Annotated in this window: 12 protein-coding genes; 6 read left to right on the plus strand and 6 right to left on the minus strand. The window is 67.7% G+C overall.

Annotation, left to right across the window (positions count from 1 at the left end; genetic code table 11):
* Positions 1 to 3: 3 nt before the first annotated feature.
* Positions 4 to 822, minus strand: a complete 819-nt coding sequence (locus MU449_RS02870; protein ID WP_244736512.1) for a sulfotransferase family protein — start codon at positions 820 to 822, stop codon at positions 4 to 6.
* A 118-nt stretch (positions 823 to 940) separates the two neighbouring features.
* Here MU449_RS02870 and MU449_RS02875 point away from each other — a divergent pair, with 118 nt between their 5' ends.
* Both MU449_RS02875 and MU449_RS02880 read left to right on the plus strand, forming a co-directional pair.
* Positions 941 to 2,518, plus strand: a complete 1,578-nt coding sequence (locus MU449_RS02875; RefSeq protein ID WP_244736513.1) for a DUF5928 domain-containing protein — start codon at positions 941 to 943, stop codon at positions 2,516 to 2,518.
* The gene (locus tag MU449_RS02880; RefSeq protein WP_244736514.1) at positions 2,515 to 2,871 is read left to right on the plus strand and encodes an HIT domain-containing protein; all 357 of its coding nucleotides are present in this window, start codon (positions 2,515 to 2,517) and stop codon (positions 2,869 to 2,871) included. The genes MU449_RS02875 and MU449_RS02880 overlap by 4 nt, the downstream gene beginning before the upstream one ends.
* Here the strand turns inward: MU449_RS02880 and polA are convergent.
* From polA to MU449_RS02900, 4 genes are read right to left on the minus strand one after another with little or no spacing between them, the layout of a single operon-like run.
* Positions 2,868 to 5,654 (minus strand): DNA polymerase I, encoded by a 2,787-nt coding sequence (gene polA / locus MU449_RS02885; RefSeq protein ID WP_244736515.1) that lies wholly within the window; start codon positions 5,652 to 5,654, stop codon positions 2,868 to 2,870. The two genes, MU449_RS02880 and polA, sit on opposite strands and share 4 nt — an antisense overlap.
* Positions 5,655 to 5,713: 59 nt before the next feature.
* Positions 5,714 to 5,899 (minus strand): zinc-finger domain-containing protein, encoded by a 186-nt coding sequence (locus MU449_RS02890; RefSeq protein ID WP_244736516.1) that lies wholly within the window; start codon positions 5,897 to 5,899, stop codon positions 5,714 to 5,716.
* 60 nt (positions 5,900 to 5,959) lie between these two features.
* On the minus strand, positions 5,960 to 6,184 hold the full coding sequence (locus tag MU449_RS02895; protein ID WP_244736517.1) for a DUF2798 domain-containing protein: 225 nt from the start codon (positions 6,182 to 6,184) through the stop codon (positions 5,960 to 5,962).
* A 32-nt stretch (positions 6,185 to 6,216) separates the two neighbouring features.
* Positions 6,217 to 6,735 (minus strand): DUF1285 domain-containing protein, encoded by a 519-nt coding sequence (locus MU449_RS02900; protein WP_244736518.1) that lies wholly within the window; start codon positions 6,733 to 6,735, stop codon positions 6,217 to 6,219.
* 62 nt (positions 6,736 to 6,797) lie between these two features.
* Here MU449_RS02900 and MU449_RS02905 point away from each other — a divergent pair, with 62 nt between their 5' ends.
* Genes MU449_RS02905 through MU449_RS02920 form a run of 4 tightly spaced genes read left to right on the plus strand, consistent with a single transcriptional unit; the run spans position 6,798 to position 13,373 of the window.
* The gene (locus MU449_RS02905) at positions 6,798 to 7,796 is read left to right on the plus strand and encodes an AAA family ATPase (protein ID WP_244736519.1); all 999 of its coding nucleotides are present in this window, start codon (positions 6,798 to 6,800) and stop codon (positions 7,794 to 7,796) included.
* Positions 7,793 to 8,647 carry a DUF58 domain-containing protein gene (locus MU449_RS02910; RefSeq protein ID WP_244736520.1) on the plus strand — a complete coding sequence of 285 codons (855 nt, stop codon included), beginning with the start codon at positions 7,793 to 7,795 and terminating at the stop codon, positions 8,645 to 8,647. The genes MU449_RS02905 and MU449_RS02910 overlap by 4 nt, the downstream gene beginning before the upstream one ends.
* Entirely contained in the window at positions 8,647 to 11,325 is a 2,679-nt protein-coding gene (locus MU449_RS02915) for a DUF4159 domain-containing protein (protein ID WP_244736521.1), read from the plus strand. Before MU449_RS02910 ends, MU449_RS02915 begins: the two co-directional genes overlap by 1 nt.
* Positions 11,322 to 13,373 (plus strand): glutamine amidotransferase, encoded by a 2,052-nt coding sequence (locus MU449_RS02920; protein ID WP_244736522.1) that lies wholly within the window; start codon positions 11,322 to 11,324, stop codon positions 13,371 to 13,373. Before MU449_RS02915 ends, MU449_RS02920 begins: the two co-directional genes overlap by 4 nt.
* Here the strand turns inward: MU449_RS02920 and MU449_RS02925 are convergent.
* Positions 13,351 to 14,046, minus strand: a complete 696-nt coding sequence (locus tag MU449_RS02925) for a DUF599 domain-containing protein (RefSeq protein WP_244736523.1) — start codon at positions 14,044 to 14,046, stop codon at positions 13,351 to 13,353. The two genes, MU449_RS02920 and MU449_RS02925, sit on opposite strands and share 23 nt — an antisense overlap.
* Positions 14,047 to 14,146 lie beyond the last annotated feature (100 nt).

Here is a 14,146-nt window from a genome sequence, read left to right on the forward strand (position 1 = left end):
GCATCAGTCGCCCAGACGGCGGTGGACCTCTTTCAGGTCCACCTCGGCCTTGGGCATCTTGTTGCCCGGATTGTCGAAGTCGTATTTGAACAGCTGGAAATCCTTCTTGTAGATTTCCCACATCAGATGCATCGACAGGTCGTCGAAATAATCCTCCACCGGGTGCGCCCGTTTCGGCCCGTGGCCTTCGGATTCGTTGAAGCGCGGGATGGTTTTCAGATCGACCTTGTGCTTGGTCTCCGCCGAATCCAGAACCTTCTGCATCCCGTCGTTGAACTTTTCGGTGAAGAAGATCTGGTCGTATTTCCCGCCATTCACGATGAAGGTGGAGATGTGGCCCGACATGGCCGACCAGTGGATGTCCGGGTCCATCGGCTTTTTCCAGCGGATGGTGTCGCGCGCGAACAGCAAAAAGCGGCGGAAGCTCTTGATCTGGTCGAACTCCTCCGTGCCGTCCGGCCCGCCCACTTCGATCCCGTAACGCTGGATCAAGAGCGGCACCATGTTCCCGCGATAGCGTTTGCCGTTGCGCTGGATGCCGCAGATCTTGTCGAAGAACGACGACAGGATGCGGGTATAGGGGTTGCGGACGACGGTGAAGGTCGGGCTGCGATGCGCCTTGGCGTTCGCCTCGATCAGCGGCTGGCTTTCAGGCTGGGACCACTTGTGCAGCCCGCTGGTCGAATCGTGGATGTCCCCGTCGAAGAATTCGCCGTGATCGGAATAGAACATGATCTGACCGATGGTCGAACACGCACATTTCGGCACGACGCGATAGACGAGGCTTTCGCTTTCGGTCATCCATGTTCCAGGGAATCCCATGGCCTTCTCCTGCTAAGGTCCTTGCCAGAAAAGAAGAAGCAGAGGACGCGAGACATTTCAATCACTGTGAAACCGATTTAATCATTCCGGGTCATCAAGGCTACCAAAAGGGCGCGCCATGGCGAAAATTGCGTTCATCCTGCTTTGTCACAAGGATCCCGTCGGGATCATCGCGCAGGCGCGGCGTCTGACCGCCTCGGGCGATTGCGTGGCGATCCATTTCGACCGTCGTGCCCGCCCCGAGGATTACGACATGCTGCGGCGGGAACTGGGGGCCAATCCGGGCGTGGTCTTCACGAAGAAGCGGTTGAAATGCGGCTGGGGGGAATATTCGCTGGTGGATGCGACCCTGCAGGCGGTGCGCGCCGCCTTTGCCGCGTTTCCCGATGCCACGCATTTCTACATGCTGTCGGGCGACTGCATGCCCATCAAATCGGCCGAATACGCCAAGACGTTCCTGGACCGCGACGATGTCGACTACATCGAGTCCTTCGATTTCTTCAAATCGAGTTGGATCAAGACGGGGATCAAGGAAGAACGGCTGATCTATCGCCATTATTTCAACGAACGCACCCAGAAGTGGCTGTTCTATGCCTCAATGGGGCTGCAGGAGCGGTTGGGCCTGGCGCGGCAGGTGCCGGCGGGTCTGGACATCCAGATCGGCAGCCAGTGGTGGGCGCTGCGGCGCGGCACGGTGCAGAAGGTTCTGAACTATTGCGATGCCAACCCCGCTGTCCTGCGGTTCTTCGCCACGACCTGGATCCCGGATGAGACGATGTTCCAGACGCTGGTCCGCCATCTGGTGCCCGACGCCGAGATTCGGACCCGCACCCTGACATTCCTGATGTTTTCCGACTATGGCCTGCCGCTGACCTTCTACAACGACCATTTCGATCTTCTGGTGTCGCAGGATTACCTGTTCGCCCGCAAGATCTCCCCCCAGGCGTTGGAGCTGAAGCAGCAGCTGGGCGATCTGTGGGCCGAGGAGGGGCGGACCTTCCACATCTCGAACGAGGGGCGGACGCTCTTGACCTTTCTGCGGCAGCGGGGCCGGATCGGGCGGCGTTTCGCCCCGCGCTTTTGGGAAACGGAATCGAGCATCGGGCGTGATCGGCAGCTGACCATCGTCGTGTGCAAGAAGTGGCACGTGGCCAAGCGGCTGGTGGACCGGATCGAGGAGGTGCTGGGCATCAAGGGTGTGCACTACCTGTTCAACGAGGCGGATTCGCCCCTGCCCGCCTTGGGGGGGATCGAGACGACGCTGGCCAAACGCACACGCCACCGGCGCGCGTTGGTGCGGATGCTGTTCGATTACTGGAACACCGACCGGATGGTCGTCTGCCTCGATCCGTCCAATCTGGACCTGATGCAGGACTTCGCGTCCGACAAGGGGCTGATTCGCATTCTGGAACTGGAATGCGAATTCAACGACGATTACCTGCAGGGCCATGCCCTGCGCGTCGGCCTGGCGGGCGAAGGGACGCCGGCCGAGACGATGGCCCGCATCCTGCCCACCGTGCGGTATGACTTCCGCTTCGAAAGCGACCGTATCCGCGACGCGGGCTTTGCCCGCTATCGCCGCCTGCGCCAGAAGCACGACCCCGCGCGCAACGCGCGGGTGCTGGCCGAATTCCTGTCGGTGCCCGAGGAGAAGGCGCTGGAGATCACCTCCACCCACTATCTGTTCATGGATTGACGATGACCTACGACCCCGAAAACATCTTCGCCCGCATCCTGCGCGGCGACATCCCCAACAAGACCGTGGCGGAGACGGCGCATACGCTGGCCTTTCACGACATCGCCCCCCACGCCCCGCACCATGTTCTGGTGATCCCCAAGGGGCCCTATGTCGATTTCGCGGATTTCGCCGCCCATGCCAGCGTGGAGGAGATCACCGATTTCCACCGCACCGCCGCCCAGATCTGCGAAGGGTTGGGCGAGGGGTATCGCACCATCTCCAATTCCGGCGGCCACGGGGGGCAGGAGGTGCCGCATTACCACCTGCACATCCTGGGCGGGCGTCCCTTGGGCCCGATGCTGACGCGTTAATGCGCGGCGGCCCAGTTCGGGCCGCGCCCGGCATCGACGATCAGCGGCACCGACAGCTTGACCACCGGATCGCAGGCCCCCTCCATCACGTCCCGCGCGCGGGCGATCAGGTCGTCCGCCGCCGTCTCCGCCACCTCGAACAGCAGTTCGTCATGGACCTGCAACAGCATGGTGGCGGGCAAATCCTTGATCGCGTCGGGCATCCGAATCATCGCGCGGCGGATGATGTCGGCCGCCGTGCCCTGGATGGGGGCGTTGATCGCCGCGCGGCGCGCGAACCCCGCGCCGGGGCCCTTGGCGTTGATCTCGGGCGTGTTGATGCGGCGCCCGAACAGCGTCTCCACATGGCCGTTGGCCTTCGCGAAGGCGATGGTCGCGTCCATGTAATCGCGGATGCCGGGGAAACGTTCAAAATAGCGGTCGATGAACCCCTGCGCATCGGCGCGGGGAATCCGCAGGTTCCGCGCAAGGCCGAAGCCCGAGATGCCGTAGATCACCCCGAAGTTGATCGCCTTGGCCTGACGGCGGATCATCGGGTCCATCCCCTCCAGCGGGGTGTTGAACATTTCGGCCGCCGTCATGGCGTGAATGTCGTGCCCCTCGCGGAACGCCTCCTTCAAGGCCGGAATGTCGGCGATATGCGCCAAGATCCGCAATTCGATCTGGCTGTAGTCGAGAGAGACCAAAACCTTCCCCTCGGGGGCCACGAAGGCCTCGCGGATGCGGCGGCCCTCCTCGCTCCGCACGGGGATGTTCTGAAGGTTCGGGTCGGTGGAGGCGAGTCGCCCCGTGTTCGCCCCGGCGATGGAATAGGAGGTGTGGACCCTGTGCGTGTCGGGGTGGATGTGATCCTGCAGCGCGTCGGTATAGGTGGATTTCAGCTTCGACACCTGACGCCAGTCCAGCACGCGGGCGGGCAGGTCGTGCCCCTCCGCCGCCAGATCCTCCAGAATGTCGGCCCCGGTGCCATAGGCGCCGGTCTTGCCCTTCTGCCCGCCCTGAAGGCCCAGTTCATCAAACAGGATCTCGCCCAGCTGCTTGGGTGATCCGACGTTGAACGACCGGCCCGCAAGCTGGTGGATTTCCTCCTCCAGCATGGCCATCTTCTGGGCGAAGGCGTTGGACATGCGCGACAGCACATCGCGGTCCACCCGCACCCCGGTCATCTCCATCTCGGCCAGCACCGGCACCAGCGGGCGTTCCAGCGTTTCATAGACGGTCGTGACGCGGGCGCGGTGCAGTTGCGGCTTGAACAATTCCCACAGGCGCAGGGTGATGTCGGCGTCTTCCGCCGCGTAAGGCGCGGCCTTGTCCAGCGGCACGCGGTCGAAGGTGATCTGGCTTTTGCCCGATCCGATCAGCCCCTTGATCGGGATGGGGGTGTGGCGCAGATACTGCTCGGACAGGGCGTCCATGCCGTGATTGTGCAGACCCGCATGCATGGCATAGGACATGAGCATCGTGTCATCGACCGGCGCGGGCGTCACGCCATGGCGCATCAGCATCTTGCAATCGTATTTCGCGTTATGCGCGATCTTCAGGATGGCGGGGTCTTCCATCACCGGCTTCAACTGGGCCAGAACCTCGGCCACCAGCATCTGGCCGGGGACAAGGTCGGCCCCCCCGAACAGATCGTCCGCCCCCGTCCGGTGCGCCAGCGGGATATAGCACGCCCGCCCCGCCACCACCGACAGCGAGATGCCCACGAGATCGGCCCGCATTTCGTCCAGGCCCGTGGTTTCGGTGTCGAAGGCCACATGCCCGACCTCGTGGATCAGGGCGATCCATTCGGCCAGCTGCGCAGGTTCGGTCACGATCTCATAGGCGGCGTGGTCGAAGGGCAGGGCCTCGGTCTCCTCCAACGGCGCTTCGGCCACGGGCGCGGGCAAGGGCATGTCCACCCCGCGCTTTTCCGCGATGCGGCGGGTCAGCGTGCGGAATTCCATGGCATTCAGGAACTCCATCAGGCTGTCGTCCGGCTCCCGCACCTCAAGACTGTCCAAAGTGAAATCCAGCGGCGTGTCGCAGTCCAACTGCACCAGCCGCTTGGAGATGCGGATCTGATCGGCATGGTCGATCAGGACCTGACGGCGCTTGGGCTGCTTGATCTCGCCCGCCCGCTCCAGCAACGTCTCCAGATCGCCGTATTCCTGGATGAGCAGCGCCGCCGTCTTGATGCCGATGCCGGGGGCGCCGGGCACGTTGTCCACCGAATCGCCCGCCAGCGCCTGCACGTCGACCACGCGGTCGGGACCGACGCCGAACTTCGCCTCCACCTCATCGCGTCCGATGCGCTTGTTCTTCATCGGGTCCAGCATCTCGACCCCGTCGCCCACAAGCTGCATCAGGTCCTTGTCCGAACTGATGATCGTGACCCGCGCGCCCGCATCCCGCGCCTTGCACGACATCGAGGCGATCAGATCGTCGGCCTCATACCCCTCGGTCTCGATGCAGGCGATGTTGAAGGCGCGCGTCGCCTCGCGCGTCAGGGGGAATTGCGGCTTCAGATCCTCGGGCAGGTCTGGGCGATTGGCCTTGTAGGCGGGATAGATGTCGTTGCGGAAGGTTTTCGACGAATGATCGAAGATCACTGCCACATGCGTCGGCGCGTCGGAGGCTTTCGAATCCTCCACATACCGGAACAGCATGTTGCAGAACCCCGCCACCGCGCCGATGGGCAGGCCGTCGGATTTCCGCGTCAGTGGCGGCAGCGCATGATAGGCGCGAAAGATGAAGGCCGATCCGTCGATCAGATGCAGGTGATGGCCTTTGCCGAATGTCATGATCCGCTCCTTCTTGCCCAAGGCTACGGATATGGCACGAAGCCCCTCAGGCTTCCAGCCTAGTGGCCGCCCTCGGCATGGTCACGGTCGATGACATAGCGTTTGTCGCAATAGCCGCATTCGACAAAGCCCGTCTCCTCGGGGATGGTCAGCCAGACGCGCGGATGGCCAAGCGCGCCCTGTCCCCCGTCGCAGGGAATGGTCCAGCGGGTGACGGTCTCGGTTTCCGGCGGAAGGGGGGGCATGGCGCGTCCTGTTGGCTTTTGTCGCGTCATTCTATCCCCTGCGGCGGCGGCTTCAAGCCATCACGCGGGAATCGTCAGGCGGGTCACGATCCGGCGGGCGATGGGGGCAATGACCAGAACGCAGGGAAACGCCACCGCCCAGGAGGGAAGCCAGCCGCCGATCCATTCGTCGGCCAGATGGGCCATCCCCCGCGCGCGGGCGATGGCCACGCCCGAGACGATGAACGACATCATCCCCGACAGCAGGAAGGCAAAGGCGACATGGGCGTAGCGTGCGGGAATCATGGCGGCGGTCCGATTCAGGGGGGGCTGCGGCATCATGCCCCAAGCGGAACCGGATGACCATCTATGTCGAGCATCCATTGCCCGTCCCGTTCCTCGGCCATGTCCATGAGGCGATAGAAGGTCTTGCGGTCGATCCGCGCCTCCATCCCGCCGCGCACATGGATATAAGGGGTGGGGGTGCCGTTCGGGTCCGCCACGCGCAACGGATGATCGGGGCCGGGCACGACACGGTCGCCGGTCGCCGTGATCAGGGTCGTGCCGTCCAGATCGGTCACCAGAAGCGGCGTATCCTCCACCACGATTCCCAGCTTTTCCACGGGCGTCACCAGATAATACCGATCCCCCTCGCGTTTCAGGATGGAGGCGAAGAGCTGCACCAGCCCCTCGCGGCGGATGGGTGCGCCCTCATGCCACCACGATCCGTCCCGCCGGATGACGATGTCGATCTCGCCGCAATAGGGCGGGGTCCACAGATGCACGGGCGCGGGGGTGCGGGTCGCATGGCCCAGCAGGTTTTTCACGGCATTTTGTCCCGTTTCGTCGTTTGCCATTTGAGCCTGCCTTGCAAAACCGCTTCTATGGGGCCGAACCTATCACGCCCCGAAGGATTGTCATGGACACGCGCGAGACCCTCATCCCCCGGATCGACGCGCTGGGCGCGCAACTGGCCTTGGCCAAGGCCAGCATCGCGCGCCGCTTTATCGGGCAGGAAGCGGTGGTCGATCTCGTGCTGGGCGCGATCCTGTGCGGGGGGCACGCGCTTCTGGTGGGGCTGCCGGGTCTGGGCAAGACGCGGCTGGTCGATACGCTGGCCACCGTTCTGGGGCTGGACGGGGGGCGCGTCCAATTCACGCCCGATCTGATGCCCGCCGACATTCTGGGGTCGGAGGTGCTGGACAATGCGGGCGGCACCCGCGCCTTCCGCTTCATCGAAGGGCCGATCTTCTGCCAGCTTCTTCTGGCGGACGAGATCAACCGCGCCAGCCCGCGCACGCAATCGGCGCTTTTGCAGGCGATGCAGGAACGCGAGGTGACGGTGGCGGGCGTGCACCGCCCCCTCGGCCCCCCGTTCCATGTTCTGGCAACGCAGAACCCGATCGATCAGGAGGGGACCTATCCCTTGCCCGAGGCGCAGTTGGACCGGTTCCTCGTGCAGATCGACGTGACCTATCCCGACCGGGCGACCGAGCGCGACATCCTGATCGCCACCACGGGCGCTGCCGAGGATGCCGTCCATCCCGTCCTGACGGCGGCGGAGCTGATGGAGGCGCAGCGCCTGATCCGCCGGATGCCGGTGGGGGAGGGGGTGGTGGACGCGATCCTCGATCTGGTCCGCGCCTGCCGCCCGGGCGAGGCGGAGGGTGCGGATTTGGCCGGAACGCTGGCCTGGGGGCCGGGGCCGCGCGCGGCGCAGGCCCTGATGCTGATGGTGCGGGCGCGGGCGCTTCTGGACGGGCGGCTGGCCCCGTCGATATCCGATGTGGCGGCGCTGGCGCGGCCCGTCCTGATCCACCGCATGGCGCTGGGCTTTGCTGCGCGCGCGCGGGGTGAGACGCTGGGCGGGGTCATCGACGGGGTGGTGGCGCGGCTGGATCAGGGCCGCGCGGCGTGACGCTCCTTTCCCGCTCCGAAGGTCTGGCGCAGGCGCTGCCGCCGCTGCTTGCGGCGGCCGAACGTCTGGCACAAACCGTGCGCCTTGGCGGACATGGCCGCCGACAAGCGGGCGCGGGGGATGAGTTCTGGCAATACCGCCCTGCGGGGTCGGGCGATGCGGCGCGGATGATCGACTGGCGACGTTCGGCCCGGTCGGACGGCCATGTGGTGCGCGACCGGGAATGGCAGGGGGCGCAAAGCGTGACCCTCTGGGTCGATGCGGGCCGGTCGATGACCTTTACCGGCGATCCGGCGCGGGGCAGCAAGGGCGACCGGGCGGGGCTTCTGGCGCTTGCGCTGGCGGTTTTGCTGCTGCGCGGCGGGGAACGGGTGGCGCTGGACGGGGCGGCCCCCCGTGCGGGGCGGGGCCATGCGGTGGCCTTGGCAGCAGGGCTGGCGGGGCGCGCGGCGCAGGATCATGCCGTGCCGGATTTCGGCGTGTTGCCCGCGCATGGGCAGGCGGTGATGCTGTCGGATTTCCTCGGGCCGCTGGACGGGGTGACGGCGGCGCTGGACCGCGCCGTGGCGCAGGATGTGCGCGGCGCGTTGGTGCAGGTGCTGGACCCGGTGGAGGACGCCTTCCCCTATGACGGGCGCACCCTGTTCGAATCGGTCAGCGGCCATCTGCGGTTCGAGACGCGCGAGGCGGGGGCCTTGCGCGATCGCTATCTGGACCGGCTTGCCGAACGGCGGGCCGAGCTGGAGGTGATGGCCCGTGCCGCCGGGTGGCATCTGCACGCGCATCATACGGGCGATGCGCCGCAGCCGGCGCTTTTGTGGCTCTATCGCGCCATCGGCCGGGACATGTGATGCCCGTCATCGGTTTCGCCCAACCCCTGATCCTGCTGGCGCTGATCGCGCTGCCGCTGCTGTGGTGGCTGCTGCGCGCCACCCCGCCCGCGCCGATCCGCCGCCGCTTTCCCGCCGTGGCGCTGCTTCTGGGCCTGCGCGACGATCAGGTGCAGGCCGACCGCACCCCGTGGTGGCTGATGGCACTGCGGATGCTGGCGGTGGCGGCGGTGATCGTGGGCTTTGCGGGCCCTGTCCTGAACCCGCGCGCCCCGTCGGGCGAGGACGGCCCGCTTCTGGTGGTGGTGGACGCGACATGGGCCGATGCGCCGGGATGGACCAACCGTCTGGCCGAATTGCGGCAGGTGGTCGAAGGGGCGGGGCGGGCCGGTCGCCCCGTGGCGCTGGTGCCCGCGACGGACCCGCCGGGCGCGGCCCCGTTCCAGACCGCCGACGCGCTGTTGCCCCGCCTCTCGGGCCTGATCCCCCGCGCGTGGGGGCCGGATTATGCCGGATGGGCGACCGCGCTGCCCGAAGGTCCGTTCGCCACGCTGTGGATCTCGGACGGCTTGGACCATCCCGGGCGGGCCGAGTTCCTGAGCGCGCTGGAAGATCGCGGCCCCGTGCGGGTGATGGAGGCACCGGACGCCACCCTGGCGCTGCGCCCCGCCCGGCGGGAGGGGGAGGCGCTGATCGTTCCCGCCGCGCGCCGTCCGGTCCTGACGGGGGCGGAGGCGGTGGTGCTGGCCCTTGGTCCCGACCCGTCGGGGGCGGAAACGGTGCTGGCCCGCACCCCCCTGCGGTTCGACGCGGACGCCACCGAGGCCGCCGCCCGTTTCACCCTGCCACCCGAATTGCGCAACCGCGTCACCCGTTTCCAGATCGAGGGCGTGCGGTCGGCGGGCGCGGTGACGCTGGCGGGCGATGCCCTGCGGCGGCGCGAGGTGGCGCTGATCCCCACCGGGCCGCAGGACGAAGGCGCGGACGTGCTGGCCCCCCTGTTCTATATCCGGCAGGCGCTGGCCCCCCATGCCGACCTGATCGAGGTGCCGCTGGATCAGGCGCTGCCCGCCAATCCCGACGTGATCGTCCTGACCGACGCCGCCCCGGCCGATGTGACCGCGCTGGAGGGGTGGGTGCGGGCGGGCGGCACGCTGCTGCGCTTTGCCGGCCCCCGGATGGCCGCCGCCCCCGACGATCCGCTGCTGCCCGTGCCGTTGCGCGTGGGCGGGCGCGAGATGGGCGGCGCGCTCAGCTGGGATGCGCCGCGCCGTCTGGCGCCGTTCCCCGAAAGCTCCCCCTTCCACGGCCTGCCCGTGCCGGAGGAGGTGACGGTGACGCGGCAGGTGCTGGCCGACCCCGGCCCCGATCTGGCCACCCGCACCCTGGCGGCGCTGGAGGACGGGACGCCTTTCGTCACCCGTCGCACGTTGGGGCAGGGGCAGGTGATCCTGTTCCATGCGACCGCCAATGCCGACTGGTCCAACCTGCCGCTGTCGGGCCTGTTCGTGGGGATGCTCACACGCCTGACCCAAGGGGCGGGGACGGGCACGCCCGAGGATCTGGCGGGCCGCATCTGGACCCCGGATCAGGCGCTGGACGCGTTCGGCCGCCTGACGCCCGCCCCCGCCTTGTCCGGCGTGGCGGGGGAGGCGCTGGCCACGGCCCCCCCTTCGGCCACCATGCCGCCGGGGATCTATGCCGACGGCGACGCCCGCGCGGCGCTGAACACATTGCGCGCCGATACGCCGCTGGAGGCGGCGGTCTGGCCCGACGGTCAGGTGGTGGAGGGCTTGACCGACACGCCCGAACGCAGCCTGAAGGGCGCGCTGCTGACGGTGGCCCTTCTGGCGCTGATGGTGGATGCGATCGCGGCGCTGGCCGTGTCCGGGCGGCTGGCCAGGGTGGCGTGGGTGGCCGCGCTGCTTTTGCTGCCCGTGGCGGAATCGCGGGCCGATCCGGTGGCCGACACGCAGGTCTTGCGGTTGGCCCATGTGCTGACGGGCGATGCGCGGGTGGACGATCTGGCGCAGCAAGGCCTTCTGGGCCTGTCGCGCCGCCTGTCCGAACGCACCACGGTGGAGCCGGGGGCCCCGGTGGGCGTGGACCCGGACCGGGACGATCTGGCGTTCTTTCCCCTGCTGTATTGGCCTGTCACCGCCGACGCGCCCACCCCGTCCCCGGCGGCGCTGGCCCGCCTGAACGATTTCCTGCGCACGGGCGGGATGATCCTGTTCGACACGCGCGACGGCGATCTGCCAAGCACTACCACGCCCGAGGCGCAGGCTCTGCAGCGCATCGCCGCCGGTCTGGACATCCCGCCGCTGGAACAGGTGCCCGAGGATCATGTCCTGACCCGCACCTTCTATCTGTTGCAGGATTTTCCCGGCCGCTACACCAATCGCGCCCTGTGGGTGGAGGCCGCACCCGACCCCGGCGCGGTCGAGGAGGGGCAGCCCTTTCGCCACCTGAACGACGGGGTGACGCCCGTGGTCATCGGCGGCAACGACTGGGCCGCCGCCTGGGCCGTGGATGAGACGGGCTTTCCCGCCCTGCCCGTGGGGCGGGGGTTCGCGGGCGAACGTCAACGCGAAATCGCCGTGCGTTTCGGCATCAACCTGGTGATTCACGTGCTGACCGGAAATTACAAGAACGACCAGATCCATGTCCCCGCCCTTTTGGAAAGGCTGGGGAATTGACCGGCGTCGTCTTCGATCCGCTTTTGCCCTTGTGGGGCATCTGGCTTCTGGCGGCGCTGGCGGTGGCGGCGTCGGGGCTGGCCTTCTGGCGGGCGCGGCGGGGGGCGGTGCTGCGGGCCGGGGCGGTGTCGGCGCTGCTTCTGGCGCTGGTCAATCCGTCCTTTCAGTCGGAAACCCGCGCGCCGCTGTCGGATATCGTCATCGCCGTGGTGGACGGCACCGCCAGCCAATCCCTGCGCGACCGCCCCGATCAGACGCAGGCCGCCCTGATGCGTCTGCGGGCCGAGGTTGCGGCCCTTGCGAACACCGAACTGCGGGTGATCCCGCTGGGCGATGCGCCCGAGGATGGCGGCACCCGCGCGATGGAGGCCTTGGGTCAGGCCATGGCGAACGAGCCGCGGGGCCGGATCGCGGGGGCGTTCCTGATCTCGGACGGGCGGGTGCATGACGTGGCGGCGGCCCCGGACATGCCCGCGCCGCTGCACCTGCTGCAAACCGGGCGGGCGGCGGATTGGGACCGTCGCCTGACCCTCCGAAACGCCCCCGCCTTCGCCATCGTGGGCGAGGAGACGCGCCTGACCCTGCGGATCGAGGAGGAGGGCGCGGTGCCGGATACCCTGCCGCAGACCGCGCGCGTGACCCTGTCGCTGGATGCCGAACCGCCGGTCACGACCGAGGTGCCGGTGGGGCAGGACATCGACCTGCCCATCACCCTGACGCATGGGGGGATGAACATCCTTCACGCCGCCATCGCCCCGGTGGAGGGGGAGATGACGGACCGCAACAACGCGCAGATCGTGCAGATCAACGGGGTGCGCGACCGGCTGCGGGTGTTGCTGGTGTCGGGCGAGCCTCATGCGGGGGAACGGGTGTGGCGCAATCTTCTGACCTCCGATCCGTCGGTCGATCTTGTCCATTTTACGATCCTGCGCCCGCCGGAAAAGCAGGACGGCACCCCGATCGAGGAACTGGCCCTCATCGCCTTTCCCACCCGCGAATTGTTCATGGAGAAGATCGACGCCTTCGATCTGATCATCTTCGACCGATATCGTCTGCGCGGCATCCTGCCCTACGACTATCTGGAAAACATGCGCGATTATGTCCGGCGCGGGGGCACGGTCCTGGTCGCGGCGGGGCCGGAATTCGCGGGCGTGGACAGCCTTGCCCGCTCCCCCCTGGGAGAGATCATGCCCGCCCGCCCCACGGGCCGCGTGCTGGAGGAGGCGTTCGTTCCCGGCCTGACCGACACGGGCCGCCGGCATCCGGTGACGGCCCCGCTGTCGGGCGATTGGGGGCCGTGGCTGCGGCAGGTGGAACTGACCCCCGCCGGATCGGGCGAGGTGCTGATGGACGGCATCGACGGGCGACCCCTTCTGGTTCTGGACCGCGTGGGCGAGGGGCGGATCGCGGTCCTCGGCTCGGACCAGATCTGGCTGTGGGGGCGCGGGTATGAGGGGGGCGGGCCGCAACTGGACCTGACCCGCCGTCTGGCGCATTGGATGCTGAAGGAACCGGAGCTGGAGGAGGAGGCGCTGACCGCCACCGCCTCGGGCGCGCAGGTGGCGATCGAACGCCGCAGCGTGGCCGACGCGCCGCCGGGCCCCCTGACCGTTACGGGGCCGGAGGGGGAGGAGACCGTCCTGACCCTGACCGAGGCGGCGCCGGGCCGTTTCGCCGCCCGCTGGGACGCGACCGGTCCGGGGCTTTACCGGATGCGGCAGGACAATCTGGAGGCGGTGTTCGCCGTGGGCCCCCCCGCGCCGCGCGAGTTTGCTGAGACCGTGGCGGGGACGGACACGCTGGCGCCGGTGCTTACGGGCAGCTTGCGGCTGGAGGAGGCGCCCGATTTCGACATTCGCGCCATCGGCGCGGGCCGCACGGCGCAGGGGCGGGGCTGGTTGGGCATCACCCCGCGCGGGGCCCATGACACCGAAGGCGTGCGGGTTCTGCCGATCCTGCCCGCCTGGGGCTGGCTGGCGCTGGCGCTTGCGTTGATCCTGGGGGCGTGGCTGCGCGAGGGGCGGTTCACCCCTCGTCGCGCTGGCTGATCACCACCCGCGATTGCGAGGCGAATTCCTGCCGCAGCACCGTCAGCGCGGTGATCAGCGTGGTCAGCATCAGCGTCCACGGCCCAAGCAGCCAGCCCAAGGCCGCCAGCGCGAAATAGATCGACCGCAGCCCGCGATTGTAGGCCTTGGCCCCCGTCACGTTCACCTCCGCCGCCTGATCGGTGCGGCGATAGGCGTCGTCATCCTCGGCGTTGTGCATGGAGGCCATCAGGACGGCGCAATACCCGAACAGCCGATGCGACCACATGAATTTCAACAGCGCGTTGGCCAGAAACAGCAGGACGACGATAACCTTGATCTCCACCACCACGGCCTGCGCGCCGATGGTCAGATCCTCGGCCACCAGGATCAGGCGTTCGGGGTTGCCGACCAGCGCGATCCCCGCCCCAAGCGCGATCATCGTGCCGGAGATGTAGAAGGACGTGGCCTGCCGCAGGCTGGTGATGACGGTGGCGTCGAAGATCTTCTGCTGGCGCGTCACGAAATGGCGCATCCAGTCGCGCCGGTAATCCGCCATCAGGACCGAGGTGGAGGGCCGCCCGCGCGGCGGGTTTTCCACGATCCAGCCGATGCCCGCGAACAGGATCACCAGAAGGGCGACGGCGATGTAATCGGCGGGCCCAAGCGGGCTGAGTCGGGGCAGGAGTTCCATACCCGTCCCCTAGCACACCCCCCCCGCGCGCCGGAAACGAAAAGGCACCGCTTGACGCGCGGGCGCGCGGTTCCCACATCCCTGTGGTGCCGATGCCGCT

The sequence above is a fragment of the Falsirhodobacter halotolerans genome (genome assembly GCF_022899245.1).
In the GTDB taxonomy this organism is placed as follows: domain Bacteria; phylum Pseudomonadota; class Alphaproteobacteria; order Rhodobacterales; family Rhodobacteraceae; genus Falsirhodobacter; species Falsirhodobacter halotolerans.

What these genes read in the sequence shown, in the direction of transcription:
- MU449_RS02875 (WP_244736513.1), top strand. Translation starts at nt 941, where the DNA reads ATGGCGAAAATTGCGTTCATCCTGCTTTGTCACAAGGATCCCGTCGGG.
- MU449_RS02925 (WP_244736523.1), bottom strand. Translation starts at nt 14,046, where the DNA reads ATGGAACTCCTGCCCCGACTCAGCCCGCTTGGGCCCGCCGATTACATC.
- MU449_RS02900 (WP_244736518.1), bottom strand. Translation starts at nt 6,735, where the DNA reads ATGGCAAACGACGAAACGGGACAAAATGCCGTGAAAAACCTGCTGGGC.
- MU449_RS02895 (WP_244736517.1), bottom strand. Translation starts at nt 6,184, where the DNA reads ATGATTCCCGCACGCTACGCCCATGTCGCCTTTGCCTTCCTGCTGTCG.
- MU449_RS02870 (WP_244736512.1), bottom strand. Translation starts at nt 822, where the DNA reads ATGGGATTCCCTGGAACATGGATGACCGAAAGCGAAAGCCTCGTCTAT.
- MU449_RS02890 (WP_244736516.1), bottom strand. Translation starts at nt 5,899, where the DNA reads ATGCCCCCCCTTCCGCCGGAAACCGAGACCGTCACCCGCTGGACCATT.
- polA (WP_244736515.1), bottom strand. Translation starts at nt 5,654, where the DNA reads ATGACATTCGGCAAAGGCCATCACCTGCATCTGATCGACGGATCGGCC.
- MU449_RS02915 (WP_244736521.1), top strand. Translation starts at nt 8,647, where the DNA reads ATGCCCGTCATCGGTTTCGCCCAACCCCTGATCCTGCTGGCGCTGATC.
- MU449_RS02905 (WP_244736519.1), top strand. Translation starts at nt 6,798, where the DNA reads ATGGACACGCGCGAGACCCTCATCCCCCGGATCGACGCGCTGGGCGCG.